The sequence below is a fragment of the Pseudomonas petroselini genome, from assembly GCF_045037875.1.
GTDB classification, from domain to species: domain Bacteria; phylum Pseudomonadota; class Gammaproteobacteria; order Pseudomonadales; family Pseudomonadaceae; genus Aquipseudomonas; species Aquipseudomonas petroselini.
This window is the reverse complement of record NZ_CP173614.1, coordinates 3,931,155-3,947,986: the sequence shown is the minus strand read 5'-3', so window position 1 is coordinate 3,947,986 and position 16,832 is coordinate 3,931,155. Positions and strand designations below refer to the sequence as shown.

Genomic DNA, 16,832 nt, shown 5'->3' with positions numbered 1-16,832 from the left:
TTCCAATCAATCACAGCCACATGAATTACGCCATTGCAAGGTCGGCGCCAGGCGCACGCTGTGGGGCGGTGCGGTGGGACACGCCATGCGTTGCAACAGCAGGTTTACCGCCTGGGCGCCGAGTGCCTGGACCGGCTGAGCGATCAAGGTCAGGCGCGGCACGAAAAAATCCGCCCAGTCGAAATCATCAAAGCCCACCAGGGCCATCTGTGACGGCACGTCGATCTGCGCGTCACGCAGGGCCTGCATGGCGCCGAGCGTCATCAGGTTGTTACCGGCCATGATCGCCGTGGGCGGCGCGGCCAGGCCGAGCAGCTGCACCGTGGCTTGGCGGGCGGGCTCAGTATTGGAGCCGCCGTTGACCAGCAGTTGCGGATCAAACGCCAGCCCCGCCGCCTGCAGCGCAGCCCGATACCCGGCAACGCGCTCGTCGGTGGTGCTGAACCCCTCGCGCCCGGCGATAAAACCGATCCGACGGTGACCATGGGCAATCAGGTGCTCAACCAGGGCCTGGGTCGGCTGGGCATTCTCCACCCCGACCTGGTCGAAGTGCTCGCTCATCATGCGGTCCACCAGCACCGCGGGAATCTCGTTGGCCCGCAGGTACGCCAGGGCCTTGGAGCCGTTTGACGGCGCCAGCACAATCCCGTCGACCCGCCGATGATGCAGCGCCGTGACCACCCGCAATTCCTGCTCCGGGTCGTCGTGGGTATCGACAAACAGCATCATGAAGCCGTGCTTGGCGCACTCGGTTTCAATCGCGTGCACGGTTTCGCTGAAGTAATGGTTGGACAGCGCAGAAATCGCCACGCCGATGGTGTTGGTGCTGGAGCGGGCCAGCGAGCGCGCCAGGGTGTTGGGGATGTACCCCAACGCCTGGATCGCGTGCTGCACCGCCTGCACCGTGGCCGGGCTGACTTTGCGGGTGCCGTTCAACACGTGTGACACGGTCGACGTCGACACCCCTGCCCGGCTTGCCACGTCATCCATGGTCACCACGGTGCAGTTCCTCTCACTGGATCAATGTTTGCTCGACCAACCACAGTAGGTAGCGACGTTGTCGCGGGTAATCAGTTTTGGCGTGAGCAGGGTAATCGCTTCGGCAGGGGCTTTGTCGTTGAGAATGTCATTGCCCACGCTCACTGCCGTTTGCGCCATGGCCCAGGGGTCCTGGCTGGCCGATGCCTGGATCTGCGTGTCGGTCTTCAGCGCGTTCTCGATATCCGGCGCACCATCCACCGAGGTGATGATGATGCCGCTGCGCTTGAGCTGCTTGGCCGCCAGGTCGCTGCCGATGGCTTGCGGGTCGTTGATCGCGAACAGTCCGTCGATTTTCGGGAAGCGCGTGAGATACCCCTGCATCACGTTCAGGCCGCCTTCGCGGGAACCCTTGCCGTCCTGGTCATCGGACAGCACCTTGATCTCCGGCGCGGCCGCCAGTGCGGACTTGCAGCCTTTGACCCGGTCAGTCACGGCGGTGACTTGCGGGCCGTTCTGGATGATCACATTGCCCTTGCCGGCCAGCTTGTCCACCAGGTACTGGCAGGCCAGCTTGCCGGCTTCGACGTTGTCGGTCTGCACGGTGGCGTTCACGCCCTTGGCGTCCACGTCCACGGCGACCACGACGATGCCGGCGTCGCGGGCTTTCTTGATCGCCGAGGCCATGGCGGACGGGTCGACGGCGTTGATCAGGATCAGGTCGACCTTGGAGGAGATGAAGTTATCGATCTGCGAAAACTGTTTGCTCAGGTCATAGTCGGCGGACACCGAGGTGACCTTGACGTTGGGGTTCAATTCCTTGGCCCGGGCGGTCGCGCCGTCGGCCAGGGTCACGAAATACGGGTTGCCCAGTGAGCCCATGCTGATGCCGAGCGCTTTCAACTCACGGGCCTCGACGACGTGGGACATCAGGGCAGCCAAGGCAATGACGGGAAACATGCGTTTAAGGTTCATGCGGGTCTCTCTTGTGATTGTTGTATGAGTGAAATCAGGTCCGCGCACCGGACTGGCGATAACGATCCAGCGCCACGGCGCCAATGATCACGATGCCCTTGATGATGTACTGCCAGATGTCCGAGACGCCCAGCAGCACCAAACCGTTGGTGAGTACCGCGATGATCAGCGCACCGATCAGCGTGCCGCCGATGGTACCGACGCCGCCGGTAAAGCTGGTGCCGCCGAGGATCACCGCGGCGATCGCATCCAGTTCATAGGATTGCCCCAGTTGCAGGCCGTTGGCGGCGAACAGGCGCGACGCGCTCATCACCGCGCCCAGCCCGGCCAACGCGCCGGACATGGCGTAGACAAACAGCAGCACCTTCCACACCTTGATCCCCGACAACCGCGCCGCTTCGGGGTTACCGCCCACCGAATAAATCTGCACGCCCATCACCGTGCGGCGCAGGATGAACCACGACAGTGCCACCACCGCCACGGCGATCACCACCAGCCAGGGCACACCGAGGATCGAATCATTGCCGATAAAGGCAAACGGCAGGTCCGGGTTGAAGACGGTCTTGTCGTCCGCCAGCAGGCGAGCCAGGCCGCGCATGGCGGTCAACGCACCGAGGGTGACGATAAACGGCGGCAGGCGCATGAAGGCGATCAACCCGCCGTTGACCAACCCGAGTAGCAGCCCGAAGCCGATACCGGCGGCGATCCCGAACATGCCGAACTGCGGCGACATTGACGCTTGCAACGCCACCACCGCCGACGCCGCCAGGATCGCGCCCACCGACAGATCGATCCCCGCCGTGAGGATCACAAAGGTCATGCCCGCCGCCAGCACCACGTTCACCGAGGCCTGCTGGGTAATGATCGACAGGTTCTGCACCGTCAGGAAGTTCTCACTGGCCAAGGCAAAGCCCACCAGCAACAGGATCAGCACCGGCAACATGCCCACCGTGCGCATCAGTTCGCGTGCGCGCTCAGCTTTACCGATTGTTGCAACATTCAATTCAGCCATTGGCTACCACCTGATCGCCACCGGTGGCGAGGTCAATAATGCGTTCCTGGGAAATAACCTGGCCTGACGCGCCGCCGACTTCAGCCACCAACTGGCCTTCGCGCATGATCAGCACGCGGTCGCAGGTGCCGATGATTTCCGGCAGTTCGCTGGAGATCACCACGATGCCAACGCCGGCCTGGGCCAGTTGATTGATGATGCGGTAGATTTCGGACTTGGAGCCGATGTCCACGCCGCGCGTGGGCTCGTCGAGGATCAGCACATGCGGCTTGACCTCCAGCAGTCGCGCCAGCAGCACCTTCTGTTGATTGCCGCCGGACAAGGCGCCGACATTGACCTTGCCCGACGCCACGCGGATCGACAGCGACTTGATCGCGTCCGTGGCGCGCTGCGCGGCATGCCCGCGATCCAGTACGCCGGCATGGGCATCCGGCACGCAGGCGCAGACGTTGATATTGTCGGCCACGCTCATGTCCAGGAACAGGCCCTGGGCCTTGCGGTCTTCGGTGAGGTAAACGACGCCTGCGCGAATGGCATCCGCCGGGGTGCGCAGTTGCGTGACGGTCTTGCCGACCACTTCCAGCGTGCCGGAGGTGCGTGGGTCGGCGGCGAAGATCAGGCGCGCCAGCTCGGTGCGCCCTGCCCCGACCAGGCCGGCAATGCCCAGCACTTCCCCGGCATGCAGGTCAAAACTGCAGTTGCGCACGCGCTTGCCGTCGGCCATGTCGCGCACACGCATCACCACGTTGCCGGGGTTGTACGCCGCGTGTTCCTTCTTGTAGAAGCCGGACAGGTCACGACCCACCATCATTTTCACCAGCACTTCGGCCGACAGCGCCTCGCGGGTCAGTTCGCCGATGTATTGGCCGTCGCGCAGCACCGACACACGGTCCGACAACTCATAGATCTCGGCCATGCGGTGGCTGATATAGATGATCGCCAACCCCTGGCTGCGCAGCTGTTTGATCAGCGCGAACAGGCGGTCGGTCTCACGGGAAGACAACGGTGTGGTCGGTTCGTCCATGACCAGGATCTTGGCGTGGGCGTGCAAGGCGCGGGCGATTTCCACCAGTTGGCGTTCGGCGATCGACAGGCTGCTGACCCGCGTTGCCGGGGCGAACTCCGCGCCCAGGCGTTGCAGCACTTCGATGCAACCGGCCTCCATGCCCTTGCGGTCGATGGTCCAACCACGCCGCAGTTCGCGGCCCAGGTAGATGTTCTCGGCCACGCTCAGGTTGGGGCACAGGCTCAGTTCCTGGTAGATCACGGCGATGCCGAGGGCTTTGGCGGTGGCAGGGTCGAAGGTGGGAATGGTTTGACCGCCGATGCGGATTTCACCGCCAGGGTCGGCTTGGTAGGCGCCGGAGAGGATTTTCATCAGGGTGGACTTGCCGGCGCCGTTCTCCCCCATCAAGGCGTGGATTTCGCCGGGGTAGACCTTCAGGCCGACATTCTTGAGCACGCGCAAACCGTTGAAGGTTTTGCTGATGCCCTGCATCTCAAGCAAGGGTTCAAGGCTCATCTATGAGCTCCTGGATTTTATTATTTTTGTATTCGCGCTCCTTGGATCAGAGCCGATTGCCACCGACTCTAATCAGATACATTTGCTTACGCAAGCGCTTGCTTGCGCCGTTTGTCGCAAGATGAAACGTTTCATCAAGCGCTTTTTTTAGCTATTTCGGCATTTCTAACGTTTTGGCAACATGCGCAGCAAGGTGTTGTCCCGTACCCAATAATGGTGGAACAGCCCCGCTGCCGCGTGCAGGCCGATCAACCAATAACCGGCACTGCCCAGCCACTCATGCCAGTGTTTGAACTGCTTGGCCAAGTCTGGGTCAGGCGCCACCAGCGAGGGCAACGGAAACTCCAGATAAGGCAGCGGTTTGCCGGCGGCGTTGAGCATCAACCAGGCCAGTAGCGGCGTAACGATCATCAGGCCGTACAACGCCATGTGCATCAAGTGCGATACGCCCGTCTGCCAGGCAGGTGGGCGCGGCACAATCGGTGGCCGCGGCGCCAGGCGCGCCCACAGGCGCAGCCAGACCAGCAGGAAAATCCCGATGCCGAACAGTGCGTGGCCGCCCAGGAACACGCCCTTGAGCGCATGGCCGCGAGGCAGTAGGCCTTTGATTTCAATGCAGCCATAGACGCCGACGAACAGCGCCAGCATCAACCAGTGCAGGGTCATCGATAGCCTTGCGTAGCGTTGCGTGATCAGGGGATCGCTCATGGGAAACACACCTTGTGCAGGAGGGCGGCCTTACGTGGCCGGGAAGAGTCGGCGCCACCCTGCCCTACAAGTCTTAAGGCAATCTGAAGATCGATAGAACGGTCATTTTCGCCACATTTTCGCCACCTTCAGACTTCGTTAAGAAATGCCTTTGATACTCCTCCCAACTTCACTGGGGAGGCGTAACGCCAATGCCCGATATCGATTGGAACACGCCATTACCGCTGCTGTTTGGTCAGGCCGACAGCACACCGTTGCGCCTGGCTCGCGCCCTGCCCCAAGACCCTCAGCGCCCTGACTTCGAAGCGTTTATCCAACAGCGTTTTCGCATCGCCCACGGGGCCGATATCCGCCATTTCATGCCGCAGCTATTCGGCGTCAGCCAGGCCAACGGTGACCTGTGCGCCGTCGCCGGCGTACGCCTGGCGAGCGCAGAGCCGTTGTTCCTGGAGCGTTATCTGGACCATACGGTCGAGCCGCTGATCAGCGCCGCCGCCGAGCACCCGGTAGCGCGCAGCGCCATCGCCGAAGTCGGCAACCTCGCGGCCAGCGATACCGGCAGTGCGCGCCTGAGCATCATCGCCATTACCTGGCTGCTTGCCATGGGGGGGCTGGAGTGGGTGGCGTTCACCGGCAATATCGGCCTGGTCAACAGCTTCCACCGCCTCGGCTTAAAGCCCGTCACGCTCTGCGCGGCCGACCCGCAGCGCCTGGGCGATGATCGCCACCACTGGGGCAGTTACTACGAAAGCCAACCTTGGGTGCATGTCGGCAATATCCGCGCCGGATTCGTCCATTTGCGCAACATGGGCCTGTTCGCGCGCCTGGGGTTGCCTACCACGATCGAGGACACCAGCCATGTCGCCTGAAACCTGTCGCTTCCACGCCTTACTGCGCGGCCATGCCGAACGCAACGATGGCGCCATCGCCCTGTGGGGTGACGCAATGAAAATGGACTACACCTCATTGTTCGCCGAAGTGGCGTATCGACAGGAGCGCCTGCGCGATGAGGGCGTCAAGGTCGTGGCCCTGGCCCTGGACAACGGCGTGGACGCGATGCTGTGGGACCTGGCGGTGCTATTCGAAGGGTTGACTTGCCTGACTCTCCCGCCGTTCTTCAGTCCGGCCCAGCGCATCCACTGCCTTGAACAGAGTCACGCCGAACGGGTGATCGCCGAGCCTTACCTGGAGGCAGAATTGCTGGCCGGCGGTTACCGTCAATCCGGCGACTTCTGGTGCCGCGCCTTTGAAGGCCGACCTTCCATGCCTTCGGGCACCGCCAAGGTGACCTTCACGTCCGGCACCACCGGAACGCCCAAGGGGGTCTGCCTGAGCGCCGACAGCCTGCTTCGGGTCGCCCGCGAGTTGCATCAGGCGAGCCACATCACCGATCCGCGCCATCACCTGGCGCTGTTGCCCATTGCGATTTTGCTGGAAAACCTCGGCTGCTACGCGGCGCTGTATGCCGGCGCCACGCTGAGTGTGCCCAGCCAGAAGAGCCTGGGCATCCAGGGCGCCAGCGCGGTGGACGCCGCACAGTTGCTCGGGTGCCTGGCGACGCGCCAGCCCCACAGCCTGATCCTGGTTCCGCAATTGCTGTTGATGCTGGTGATCGCCGCCGAGCAAAGGGCATTCAGCCCTCAGGGCCTGCGATTTGCCGCCGTCGGCGGTGCCCGTGTGTCCAAGGCCTTGCTGCAACGCGCGCACCGGCTGGGCATGCCGGTCTACGAAGGTTACGGGCTCTCGGAATGTGCCTCTGTGGTATGCCTGAACGCCCCCGGGGCGCAGCGTCCAGGCAGTGTCGGGCGGCCGTTGCCCCATGTTGAAATCCGCTTGGCCGAAGACGATGAGGTGCTGATCAAGGGTTCGACACTGCTCGGCTACCTGGGCCAGCCCGGTCAACCCGAACAATGGTGGCCCACCGGCGATCTCGGTGACTTTGACGCGGACGGGTTTCTTTACCTCAAGGGCCGCAAGAAGCATCAATTCGTCACCAGCTACGGACGCAACGTCAACCCCGATTGGGTCGAGGCCGAGTTGACCCAGGACGGCGTCATCGCCCAGGCGTTCGTCTATGGCGAAGCGCTGCCGGAGAACCACGCCTTGCTCTGGCCTCATCGCGCCGACTGCAGCGACAACCAACTGGCCGCCGCCGTGGCGCAGGCCAACGTCGGCTTGCCCGACTACGCCCAGGTACATCGCTGGACCCGCCTGGCAGAACCCTTTACCGCAACCAATGGCCTGCTCACCGCCAATGGTCGACCACGGCGCGACGCTATTGTCGCCCGGTATCAAGCCCAACTTGCCCCGCGACTCAACGAGGAAACCTCATCGTGAATTTTTTCGACACGCTTCAAGAAGCCACCCAACAGGAACGCCAGGCACTGTTCAATTTGCCGATTATTCGGGAGGCCCTGGAGGGCAAGGTCAGCCTGGAAAGCTATCGCGCGTTCCTGACCCAGGCTTACTACCACGTCCGGCATACCGTGCCGTTGATGATGGCCTGCGGTGCGCGCCTGCCGTCGCGCCTGGAGTGGTTGCGCAAGGCCGTCTGTGAGTACATCGAGGATGAATATGGCCATGAACAATGGGTGCTCAATGACATCGCCGCCTGTGGCGGTGACCAGGACGCCGTGCGTGACGGGCGCCCTGGCTTGCCCATCGAGTTGATGGTCAGTTACCTCTATGACCTGATCGCCCGTGACAACCCGGTCGGCCTGTTCGGCATGGTCAATGTGCTGGAAGGCACCAGCATCGCCCTGGCCACCCATGCGGCCGGCAGTATCCGTGAGCGTTTGCATCTGCCTGACACGGCGTTCAGTTACTTGAGCTCCCACGGGGCCCTGGACATCGGCCACATGGAAACCTACCGACGCTTGATGAACAGCCTGGAAGACCCCGACGACCAGGCCGCGGTGATCCGCGCATCCAAGGTGGTCTACGCCCTCTACACCGACATGTTCCGTAGTCTGCCGCGCCTCGGGGAGGCTTCCGATGCGCCTGTCTGATGCGCGCGTGGTGTTGACCGGCGCCAGCGGTGGCATCGGCCTGGCAATTGCCACCGCCCTGTGCGCCAGCGGCGCGCGGGTGCTGGCCGTGGCCCGTCATCGGGTGCCGCTGGAGGGCTTGCTTGAGCGCTACCCCCAGCAGCTGTGCTGGGTCGGTGCCGACCTGACCTTTCTCGCCGACCGCCGTAAGGTGCTGGCCGCCGCCGAAGCCATCGGGGGGGTGAACCTGCTGATCAACGCCGCCGGCATCAACCACTTTGCCATGCTGGAACAGCTGGACGACAACGACATCAACGGCATGCTGGCACTCAACATTACCGCGCCCATCTGCCTGACCAAGCTGCTGCTGCCGCTGCTCAAGCAAGCACCGAGCGCCATGGTCGTGAATGTCGGCTCAACCTATGGCTCCATCGGTTACCCCGGCTACGCCACCTACTGCGCCACCAAGTTCGCCTTGCGCGGGTTTTCCGAAGCCTTGCGCCGGGAACTGGCCGACACCCGTGTCGGCGTGCTGTACGTGGCGCCACGTGCGACCCGGACCCCGATGAACAGCCCGGCGGCACAGGCCTTGAACGATGCGCTCAAGGCCAATGTCGACGACCCGAACACGGTTGCGCACGCGGTCATCCAGGCGATTGCCAACGACCGTCGAGACCTGTACCTGGGCTGGCCGGAGCGCTTCTTTGTGCGTCTCAACAGCCTGTGGCCGAACCTGGTCGACCGAGGGTTGCGTAAACAGCTGCCGCTGGTACGTCGCTTGATCGATAAACCCGTGAAAAAGGACCTGAAACCATGAAACGACTGCTTGCCGCGCTGCTGCTCTGTGCCTTGAGCCCCTTCACCTGGGCGCTGGACACCGCCGACCAGCAGCGCCTGAACGATATCCAGGCACGCTGGGCACAGATCCAATACAACCTGCCGGAGGAACAACGTACCCAAGCGTTCGAACAACTGGCCGCCCAGACGACGGCTTTCACCAAGGCTCGCCCGCAGACCGCCGAGGCGTGGATCTGGTCGGGGATTGTCACCAGCAGTTGGGCCGGTGCCCAAGGCGGGCTCGGTGCGTTGAGCAAGGTCAAGCGGGCCAAGGTTGATCTGGAAACAGCCCTAGCCCTGGATCCGAAGGCACTGCAAGGCTCGGCCTACACCAGCCTGGCGGCGTTGTACGACCGCGTACCCGGCTGGCCAATCGGCTTCGGCGATGCGGACAAGGCGCAACAGTTACTGAAACAGGCCTTGCAACTCAACCCGGCGGGCATTGATAGTCTGTACTTTTGGGGAGACCACCTGTACCGGCAAAAACGTTATGGCGAAGCGCGTGAGGCTTTGCAAAAAGCCCTGCTGGCCGCGCCACGACCCGGTCGGGAAACCGCCGATGCCGGGCGGCGCAAAGAGATCGAAAGCCTGCTGGCCGACATCCATAAAAAACTCAACTGACCAGGAGTCCGCGTGCGCCTATTACTGATCGAGGATGACGACGCATTGGGGGGAGGCATTCACCAGGCACTGGCGCGTGAGGGGTATACCGTTGACTGGCTGCAAGACGGCAGCAGTGCCTTGCATGCCCTGCTCAGCGAAACTTTTGACGCCGTGGTGCTTGACCTTGGCCTGCCACGCATGGACGGACTGGAAGTGCTGCGTCGCCTGCGCGACAGTGGCGCGACCGTGCCGGTGCTGATCCTCACGGCGCGCGACGCCACCGAAGACCGCATCGCCGGGCTCGATGCCGGCGCCGATGACTACCTGGTCAAACCGTTCGACCTGGCTGAACTCAAGGCGCGTCTGCGCGCCTTGTTGCGCCGCAGCGCCGGGCGTGCCCGGGTGGTAATCGAGCACGCGGGTATCTGCCTGGACCCGAGCACGCAGCAGGTCAGTTATCACGGTGTCCCCGTGCTTCTCACCCCCAAGGAATATCAGCTGCTGCACGAACTGCTATCGCCGCCCGGCCGCGTCATGACCCGTGACCAGTTGATGCAATTGCTCTACGGCTGGAACGAAGAAGCCGAAAGCAACACCCTGGAGGTGCACATCCATCACCTGCGTAAGAAGTTCTCCAGCGAACTGATTCGCACCGTCCGAGGTGTGGGCTACCTGGTCGAGGAGCGCCGATGACTTCGATTCGGCGACGAACCCTGACCCTTATTATTGGCCTGCTGCTCACCGGGCTGCTGGTGATCAGCGTGCTGAACCTGCATGACAGCAATCACGAAATCGCCGAAGTCTACGACGCACAACTGGCGCAAAACGCGCGGCTGCTCCAAGGCGTCATGAGCATGCCGCTGGCCAGCAAAGACCAGGCAGACCTGTATCGCGCGTTCAATAAAGCCTTGGGCGAAGCCATGCCCAAGGTGGATGGGCACCCTTATGAAAGTAAAATCGCCTTTCAGGTGTGGAACCCGCAGGACGAGCTGCTGGTGTTTACCGCCAGTGCCCCTTCCTTCTCGAAGCCCCCCGCACAGCCGGGGTACAGCAACATCAACGACCTCAATGGTCGGCAATGGCGCGGCTTCGTGCTCAAGGACAAGGACAATGGCCTGCGCATCTGGGTGGGCGAACGCGACGATGTACGGTCCGACCTGGTGCAACGCATCGTGCGGCATACCCTGTGGCCCAATGTGTTGGGTAGCCTGATTCTGGCCGCGATGGTCTGGCGGGCCATCGGTTGGGGGCTCAAGCCGCTGGCTGATATGGCTGCCACGTTGCGCGCGCGGCACTCTGGCTCACTGGAACCGATGCAACTGACACCCTTGCCCACGGAGCTGGAGCCCATGCAGGCGGCATTGAACCGCATGCTGGCGCAGATCCAGGAGATGCTGGGCCGTGAGCGCCGCTTTATCGCCGATGCCGCCCACGAAATGCGCACGCCCCTGGCGGTATTGCGGGTGCACGCGCAAAACCTGCTGGAAGCCGGCACAGACACCGAACGCCGCGAGTCCCTGGCTTTTCTGATCACCGGCGTCGACCGCACCACCCGCCTGGTCAACCAATTGCTGACCATGGCGCGCCTTGAACCCAGCGCCACACAGCCATCCGTACAAACCATCGACCTGGCAACGACAGTGCGTGAAACGCTGATCCAACTGACACCCTGGCTGCTGAGCAAAGGTCTTGAGCTGGTGTTCGACGTGGACGATGCGCCGTACCGCGTGACGACCGATGCCGGCGCAATCAACATCGCCCTGACCAACCTGGTGACCAACGCCGCGAATTTCTCTCCGGAACACGGGGTCATCACGGTGAGGTTGTGCCAGGTCTCCCAGCGTTTCGTGCTGACCGTGGATGACCAAGGGCCCGGCATTGAAGAGAGTGAGCGCGACCGCCTCTTCGAGCTGTTCTACAGCCGGGGCAACGCCGAAGGCGCCGGCCTGGGCCTGACCATCGTACACACCATCGCCCAGCGCCTCGGCGGCCAGGTGCGCCTGGAAAACCTGGCGGCCGGAGGGCTGAGAGCAACGCTGGAAATCCCGCAGTCATGATCGACTGTCACCTGGGGTTGGGGGGCAGGTTGATGCGTCACTTGAGGACGGCGTTATGCGCAATTGCACTCAAATGAGTGTATTCCTTCGGCGCGACAGCCAATGCCCCGCTCCGCGAGCTGAACCGTGCCTTAGGCTTCAACAGCGCCATTGAACCTGATAGCAATGCCCACGTCGCAGTAGCGTAGTGGGGTGAACAGCACTGAGCGAGCGCTCCGAGCCCTGTGTCGGGATGCATCCGTTTGGGTGTATTCATACCGCGCGGGGTGCGGTATCTGCTATCGTCCAAGGACCTCATCTCCTCCTCATCGCGTTGCCGCGATTTTCTGTGAGCATGCTCTGCGGCCGTGTCAACGACGCGTCCGGGCCTTATCTGCACGGACAACAACGCAGTGGACAAACCAGCTCTTGGCACCTCGCCCGAACCCCAATCGCGGGCCGAAAAAATCGTCGAGTTCAAACGGCAGAAAACCCTGCTCAAGACCGGCGCTCTGCAGGACGCGATCTTCAACAGCGCGTACTTTTCCAGCATCGCCACCGACGAGAAAGGCGTCATCCAGATCTTCAACGTCGGCGCCGAACGCATGCTCGGCTATGCCGCCGCCGATGTGGTCAACCGCATCACCCCTGCCGACATCTCCGACCCCGTCGAACTGATCACCCGCGCCGCCGCCCTCAGCCTTGAGCTGGACACACCGATCACGCCGGGTTTCGAAGCCCTGGTGTTCAAGGCCTCGCGTGGCATCGAAGACATCTATGAGCTGACCTATATCCGCAAGGACGGCAGTCGCCTGTCGGCCATGGTCTCGGTGACCGCCCTGCGCAACCGCTACGACACCATCATCGGCTACCTCTTGATCGGCACCGACAACACTGCGCGCAAGCAGGAAGAAGCCGAGCGCAAAGGCTTCGAGCGGGCGCTGGAAGAGAAGAACCTGGAGCTGGAGCATGCCAGCCATATGAAGTCCGAGTTCCTCGCCACCATGTCCCATGAACTGCGCACGCCGTTGAATGCGGTGATCGGTTTTTCCGAAGCGCTCAAGGATGGCCTGGTCGGCGAAATGAGCGACACCCAACGCGAATACATCGGCGACATTTTCACCAGCGGCCAGCACCTGCTGTCGCTGATCAATGACATCCTCGACCTGTCCAAGGTCGAGGCCGGGATGATGGAACTGGAGTTGGAAGCCGTGGAGCTGGCGGGGTTATTGGCCAACAGCTTGTTGATCGTGCGGGAAAAAGCCGCGCTGCAACGCATCCAGTTGAAACTCGAAAGCCCCGAAGACCTCGGCTGCCTGGCGCTGGACCTGCGCAAGACCAAACAGATCGTCTACAACCTGCTGGCCAACGCCGTAAAGTTCAGCGAGCACGGCAGCTCAGTGACGCTGACGGTGCGCCAGGTGCCCCGCGAGCAAGTCGGGCAGATTCCAGGCGAATGGCCGGTGTACAACTTTGCCTTGCCCGATAGCCCCCACCAACAGTTCCTCGAGTTGAGCGTCAGCGACACAGGCATCGGGATTGCCGAGGACGACATGGGCAAGCTGTTCAAGGCATTCAGCCAGATCGACAGTAGCCTGGCGCGCAAATTCGAAGGCACCGGCCTGGGGCTGGCGATGGTCAAGCAATTGACGGACCTGCATGGCGGCAGCGTCGCCGTGGCCAGCCGCGCAGGCTGTGGCGCACGCTTTGTTGCCTGGCTGCCGCTGCACCGCGCTGCGGAGGCGGCATGGCCAACATCCTGATCGTTGAAGACAATGAGGCCAATATGCGCCTGGCGCGCTTATTGCTCGTGAATGCAGGTCACACCGTGCTGTGGGCGCCCGATGCCGAAACCGGCCTGACCCTGGCCCGCGAACAGCAACCGGCGCTGATCCTGATGGACATCCAGTTGCCGGGCATGGACGGCCTGGCCGCCACCGCGCTGCTCAAGCGTGACCCGCTTACCGCACATATCCCAGTGATCGCCCTGACGGCCATGGCGATGAAAGAAGACCGTGAAAAAACCCGGCTGGCCGGCTGTGACGCCTACATCATCAAGCCGCTGCGTTACAAAGAGCTGTACCAGGTGATTGACACCTTGCTGCAACAGCACACAAAACCCCTCATATGAGTCCTCTCCATGGCCAGCCAACCCGCGACGCTGTTGATCGTTGATGATGAACCTCAGGTTCGCAAGCTCCTGGAAACCTTGCTGCAACACGAGGGCTACCAGACCCTCACTGCGGGCAGCGGCGAAGAAGCCCTGCAATTGGTGGCGCAACAGCCACCGGACCTGATCCTGCTGGACATCATGATGCCAGGCATGGACGGCTACGAAGTCGCCAGCCAGTTGAAAGGTGATGAAACCACGGCAGGCATTCCGATCATCATGTTGTCGGCCCTCAGCGAACCGAGTGCCCGGGTCAACGGACTGGAGGCCGGCGCCGAGGAATTCATCACCAAGCCCGTGGAGCGTGTCGAACTCTGGTTGCGGGTACGTAACCTGTTGCGGCTCAAGACGCGCGGCGACTGGGTGAGCCATTCGCGCGAGCTGGCGCAACGCCCTACCGGCATGAACGTGCATGACCTGGCCCGGCAGGACTTGGAAAGTGCCTTGCGCCAGGCCGTCGAACACCATGAATTCACCCTGCATTACCAGCCCAAGGTCGAGGTCGCCAGCGGCCGCCTGTGCGCCCTCGAGGCGTTGCTGCGCTGGGAACGGCCGGACTATGGCGCCGTATCGCCGGCCGTGTTCGTGCCCATCCTGGAAAGCCTGGGCTTGATCGTGCCCGTGGGGCGCTGGGTGATCGAACAGGTGTGCCGACAGATCGCCGAGTGGCAACAAGGGCCGATTGGCCCGGTGGAGGTGTCGGTCAACGTCTCCGGTCATCAGTTGATCGAAGGCGACCTGATTGCCGATATCGCGCGCCTGCTCAAGCAACACCAGGTCGAGCCGCACTGGTTGGAAGTGGAACTGACGGAAGGGTCGTTGATGGAAAACACTCAGCACACCATCGCCAGCCTGCAACGCTTGCACACCATGGGCGTGAAAATCTCCATCGACGACTTCGGCACCGGCTACTCGAGCCTGGCGTACCTGCGGCGGTTTCCCATCGACACGCTGAAGATCGACATCGCGTTTATCCGCGAAGTCACCAGCAACCCGCAGGATGCGGCGATCACCCGCACCATCATTGAACTGGCCCACAGTCTCAACCTGCGGGTGGTGGCCGAAGGCGTGGAAACCCAGGCGCAGTTGGCGTTTTTGAAAGAGGCCGGCTGCGATCAGATCCAGGGGTATCTGTTCAGCCGGCCGTTGCCGGTGGAAACCTTGGAGCGCCTGTTGCTGGAACGCGTAGAGGGTCTGTGAAATCTCGGCGTGTGCGCAATCACATTGAACCTGTACGCGACGCTTAGTCTCAAACCCGGACAGACCACGGCCCGGTAGATGTCCGATGACTTTTATTCTATGGATGGCCGTACTGGGCGCCGTATTGCTCACGCTTGCCCTCACCTCCTCTTACCTGCGCTGGATGCCGGTCACGACCTCGGCGGTGTGCCTGCTCTTGGGCGTGGGGATCGGCCCGCTGGGCGTCGACCTGTTGCACCTGGATATCAAGCATTCCGCGCGCTGGATGGAGCACCTGACCGAAGTCGCGGTGCTGTTTTCGCTGTTCGTCAGCGGTTTAAAGCTGCGTCTGCCGCTCAAACACCGGCTCTGGCGCATCGCATTTGGCATGGCCGGGCCGGTGATGCTGCTGACCATCCTCGGCCTCTGCCTGGCGCTGCACTACCTGTTTGCAATGTCGTGGGGCGTGTCGCTGCTGGTGGGGGCGATCCTGGCACCGACCGATCCGGTGCTGGCGGGACTGGTGCAGGTCAATAACGCCCAGGATTATGACGCGCTGCGCTTCGGGCTGTCCGGTGAAGCAGGCTTGAACGACGGCACCGCCTTCCCGTTTGTGATCTTCGCCCTGCTGTTCATGCAGCACGGCGGGTTTGACGGTGACTGGCTGGGCGGTTGGGTGCTGAAGAACCTGGTTTGGGCGGTACCGGCAGGGTTGTTGATCGGCTATTGGATGGGCCGCGGCATTGGCTGGGTGACGCTGTGGTTGCGCATCACCCACAGTGACAGCACGCTCTCGCCCAATGACTACCTGACGCTCGCCTTGATCGCGCTGGCCTACGTAGTGGCCGAAGCGGTGGGCGGTTATGGCTTCCTGTCGGTGTTCGCGGCAGGGCTTGGTCTGCGCCAGGCGGAATTTCGCTCAACCGGCAGTTCGCAGACACCCTCGGAGCACCTTGCGCTGCCGGTGGTGGGTCACCTGGAAGTCGAGCCCGAGCACGCGCTGCAGGGCGACGTCAGCGAATTGAAAGATACCCAGATCGCCGCCGGCGTGATGATGGGCGACATGCTCTCATTCGGCAGCCTGGTGGAGCGTTCGATGGAGGTGTTCCTTGTGACGGTGCTGGGGATCGTGCTGGTGAGCCATTGGGATTGGCGCGCGTTGCCGGTGGCGGCATTGTTATTCTGTGTGATTCGCCCGATGGGCGTGCTGGCGATGCCCTGGGGGCGTCTGGTCGACCTCAGGCAGCGCGGCCTGATGGGCTGGTTCGGGATTCGTGGGATCGGCAGCATTTACTACCTGTTCTACGCGCTCAATCATGGGTTGATCGGCACCAGCAGCGCGGTGGCCGTGAACCTGACCCTGTCCGTCATCGCCTTGAGCATCGTCGTTCATGGCCTGAGTACCCAGCCGATGCTGGCGTGGTATGAACGACGTGCCCAGGTGAAAGCTCAGTCTTGATCCTCGCTATTGCCCACATCTGCCGCTTCATCCAGATCGTTGAGCGGCACTTCTGCATCGTCCATCAACGAACCCGGGTCTTCATTGCCCGGATCGTTGAGTTCTTCGTCGAGTTCTTTTGACATGACCGTCTCCTCTAACCGCCTTGGGTGTCGATATCAGCATCGGTTTCAGGCTTAGGCTCGCGCTCGGGCTTGAAGTCTGGACTGTAGTCGTTTTCCTTGGCTTTGGGGTCTTTGGCCGGAACCGGGTCCTTGGGCGCGTCGGCAGCGGTACCCGGCGCCGGTTCGCCGCCGTCGATGGCCGGGTCGTTACGGTTATCGGTTTGGGGGTCTTTATTCGTGCTCATGGGTCACCTCTTGGTAG

The 16,832-nt window shown here is 62.4% G+C and carries 18 protein-coding genes; 11 read left to right on the top strand and 7 right to left on the bottom strand.

Features of this window, described 5'->3' with window-relative positions:
* Nucleotides 1-6: 6 nt before the first annotated feature.
* From ACI512_RS18110 to ACI512_RS18090, 5 genes are all read right to left on the bottom strand, one after another.
* Nucleotides 7-999: a LacI family DNA-binding transcriptional regulator gene (locus ACI512_RS18110; RefSeq protein ID WP_064054630.1), complete on the bottom strand. Its 993-nt coding sequence runs from the start codon at nt 997-999 to the stop codon at nt 7-9.
* A gap of 21 nt (nt 1,000-1,020) precedes the next feature.
* Nucleotides 1,021-1,953, bottom strand: a complete 933-nt coding sequence (locus tag ACI512_RS18105; protein ID WP_405121248.1) for an ABC transporter substrate-binding protein — start codon at nt 1,951-1,953, stop codon at nt 1,021-1,023.
* 34 nt (nt 1,954-1,987) lie between these two features.
* Nucleotides 1,988-2,965: an ABC transporter permease subunit gene (locus tag ACI512_RS18100; RefSeq protein ID WP_012724293.1), complete on the bottom strand. Its 978-nt coding sequence runs from the start codon at nt 2,963-2,965 to the stop codon at nt 1,988-1,990.
* A complete protein-coding gene (locus tag ACI512_RS18095; RefSeq protein WP_250949118.1) occupies nt 2,958-4,487 on the bottom strand; it encodes a sugar ABC transporter ATP-binding protein in 1,530 nt (509 codons plus the stop codon). Before ACI512_RS18095 ends, ACI512_RS18100 begins: the two co-directional genes overlap by 8 nt.
* A gap of 165 nt (nt 4,488-4,652) precedes the next feature.
* Nucleotides 4,653-5,195 (bottom strand): cytochrome b, encoded by a 543-nt coding sequence (locus ACI512_RS18090; protein WP_231807621.1) that lies wholly within the window; start codon nt 5,193-5,195, stop codon nt 4,653-4,655.
* A 191-nt stretch (nt 5,196-5,386) separates the two neighbouring features.
* Between ACI512_RS18090 and ACI512_RS18085 the strand changes: the two genes are divergently transcribed.
* From ACI512_RS18085 to ACI512_RS18035, 11 genes are all read left to right on the top strand, one after another.
* Nucleotides 5,387-6,064: a thermostable hemolysin gene (locus ACI512_RS18085; protein WP_405121247.1), complete on the top strand. Its 678-nt coding sequence runs from the start codon at nt 5,387-5,389 to the stop codon at nt 6,062-6,064.
* Nucleotides 6,054-7,532 carry an AMP-binding protein gene (locus ACI512_RS18080; protein ID WP_236382908.1) on the top strand — a complete coding sequence of 493 codons (1,479 nt, stop codon included), beginning with the start codon at nt 6,054-6,056 and terminating at the stop codon, nt 7,530-7,532. The genes ACI512_RS18085 and ACI512_RS18080 overlap by 11 nt, the downstream gene beginning before the upstream one ends.
* Nucleotides 7,529-8,203: a TenA family transcriptional regulator gene (locus ACI512_RS18075; RefSeq protein ID WP_064054636.1), complete on the top strand. Its 675-nt coding sequence runs from the start codon at nt 7,529-7,531 to the stop codon at nt 8,201-8,203. The genes ACI512_RS18080 and ACI512_RS18075 overlap by 4 nt, the downstream gene beginning before the upstream one ends.
* On the top strand, nt 8,190-8,999 hold the full coding sequence (locus ACI512_RS18070) for an SDR family oxidoreductase (RefSeq protein WP_236382910.1): 810 nt from the start codon (nt 8,190-8,192) through the stop codon (nt 8,997-8,999). The genes ACI512_RS18075 and ACI512_RS18070 overlap by 14 nt, the downstream gene beginning before the upstream one ends.
* Complete coding sequence (locus ACI512_RS18065; protein ID WP_236382915.1) at nt 8,996-9,640, top strand: tetratricopeptide repeat protein; 645 nt, start codon at nt 8,996-8,998, stop codon at nt 9,638-9,640. The genes ACI512_RS18070 and ACI512_RS18065 overlap by 4 nt, the downstream gene beginning before the upstream one ends.
* Nucleotides 9,641-9,652: 12 nt before the next feature.
* Nucleotides 9,653-10,315 (top strand): response regulator, encoded by a 663-nt coding sequence (locus ACI512_RS18060; RefSeq protein ID WP_064054639.1) that lies wholly within the window; start codon nt 9,653-9,655, stop codon nt 10,313-10,315.
* Nucleotides 10,312-11,679, top strand: a complete 1,368-nt coding sequence (locus ACI512_RS18055; RefSeq protein WP_405121246.1) for an ATP-binding protein — start codon at nt 10,312-10,314, stop codon at nt 11,677-11,679. Before ACI512_RS18060 ends, ACI512_RS18055 begins: the two co-directional genes overlap by 4 nt.
* A 392-nt stretch (nt 11,680-12,071) precedes the next feature.
* On the top strand, nt 12,072-13,421 hold the full coding sequence (locus ACI512_RS18050; RefSeq protein ID WP_231807628.1) for a PAS domain-containing sensor histidine kinase: 1,350 nt from the start codon (nt 12,072-12,074) through the stop codon (nt 13,419-13,421).
* Complete coding sequence (locus ACI512_RS18045; RefSeq protein WP_012724304.1) at nt 13,406-13,789, top strand: response regulator; 384 nt, start codon at nt 13,406-13,408, stop codon at nt 13,787-13,789. The genes ACI512_RS18050 and ACI512_RS18045 overlap by 16 nt, the downstream gene beginning before the upstream one ends.
* Nucleotides 13,790-13,798: 9 nt before the next feature.
* On the top strand, nt 13,799-15,028 hold the full coding sequence (locus tag ACI512_RS18040) for an EAL domain-containing protein (RefSeq protein ID WP_405121245.1): 1,230 nt from the start codon (nt 13,799-13,801) through the stop codon (nt 15,026-15,028).
* 85 nt (nt 15,029-15,113) lie between these two features.
* Nucleotides 15,114-16,466, top strand: coding sequence for a cation:proton antiporter (locus tag ACI512_RS18035; protein ID WP_405121244.1), 1,353 nt, complete (start codon nt 15,114-15,116; stop codon nt 16,464-16,466).
* Here the strand turns inward: ACI512_RS18035 and ACI512_RS18030 are convergent.
* Together ACI512_RS18030 and ACI512_RS18025 are read right to left on the bottom strand one after the other, a co-directional pair.
* Complete coding sequence (locus ACI512_RS18030) at nt 16,457-16,591, bottom strand: hypothetical protein (protein ID WP_255610698.1); 135 nt, start codon at nt 16,589-16,591, stop codon at nt 16,457-16,459. The genes ACI512_RS18035 and ACI512_RS18030 overlap by 10 nt on opposite strands.
* An 11-nt stretch (nt 16,592-16,602) precedes the next feature.
* A complete protein-coding gene (locus ACI512_RS18025; protein ID WP_064054644.1) occupies nt 16,603-16,815 on the bottom strand; it encodes a hypothetical protein in 213 nt (70 codons plus the stop codon).
* Nucleotides 16,816-16,832 lie beyond the last annotated feature (17 nt).

Excerpts from the sequence above, each read along its gene's own strand:
- ACI512_RS18105 (WP_405121248.1), bottom strand. The coding sequence starts at position 1,953 with ATGAACCTTAAACGCATGTTTCCCGTCATTGCCTTGGCTGCCCTGATG.
- ACI512_RS18100 (WP_012724293.1), bottom strand. The coding sequence starts at position 2,965 with ATGGCTGAATTGAATGTTGCAACAATCGGTAAAGCTGAGCGCGCACGC.
- ACI512_RS18095 (WP_250949118.1), bottom strand. The coding sequence starts at position 4,487 with ATGAGCCTTGAACCCTTGCTTGAGATGCAGGGCATCAGCAAAACCTTC.
- ACI512_RS18090 (WP_231807621.1), bottom strand. The coding sequence starts at position 5,195 with ATGAGCGATCCCCTGATCACGCAACGCTACGCAAGGCTATCGATGACC.
- ACI512_RS18085 (WP_405121247.1), top strand. The coding sequence starts at position 5,387 with ATGCCCGATATCGATTGGAACACGCCATTACCGCTGCTGTTTGGTCAG.
- ACI512_RS18080 (WP_236382908.1), top strand. The coding sequence starts at position 6,054 with ATGTCGCCTGAAACCTGTCGCTTCCACGCCTTACTGCGCGGCCATGCC.
- ACI512_RS18070 (WP_236382910.1), top strand. The coding sequence starts at position 8,190 with ATGCGCCTGTCTGATGCGCGCGTGGTGTTGACCGGCGCCAGCGGTGGC.
- ACI512_RS18065 (WP_236382915.1), top strand. The coding sequence starts at position 8,996 with ATGAAACGACTGCTTGCCGCGCTGCTGCTCTGTGCCTTGAGCCCCTTC.
- ACI512_RS18055 (WP_405121246.1), top strand. The coding sequence starts at position 10,312 with ATGACTTCGATTCGGCGACGAACCCTGACCCTTATTATTGGCCTGCTG.
- ACI512_RS18045 (WP_012724304.1), top strand. The coding sequence starts at position 13,406 with ATGGCCAACATCCTGATCGTTGAAGACAATGAGGCCAATATGCGCCTG.
- ACI512_RS18040 (WP_405121245.1), top strand. The coding sequence starts at position 13,799 with ATGGCCAGCCAACCCGCGACGCTGTTGATCGTTGATGATGAACCTCAG.
- ACI512_RS18035 (WP_405121244.1), top strand. The coding sequence starts at position 15,114 with ATGACTTTTATTCTATGGATGGCCGTACTGGGCGCCGTATTGCTCACG.
- ACI512_RS18030 (WP_255610698.1), bottom strand. The coding sequence starts at position 16,591 with ATGTCAAAAGAACTCGACGAAGAACTCAACGATCCGGGCAATGAAGAC.
- ACI512_RS18025 (WP_064054644.1), bottom strand. The coding sequence starts at position 16,815 with ATGAGCACGAATAAAGACCCCCAAACCGATAACCGTAACGACCCGGCC.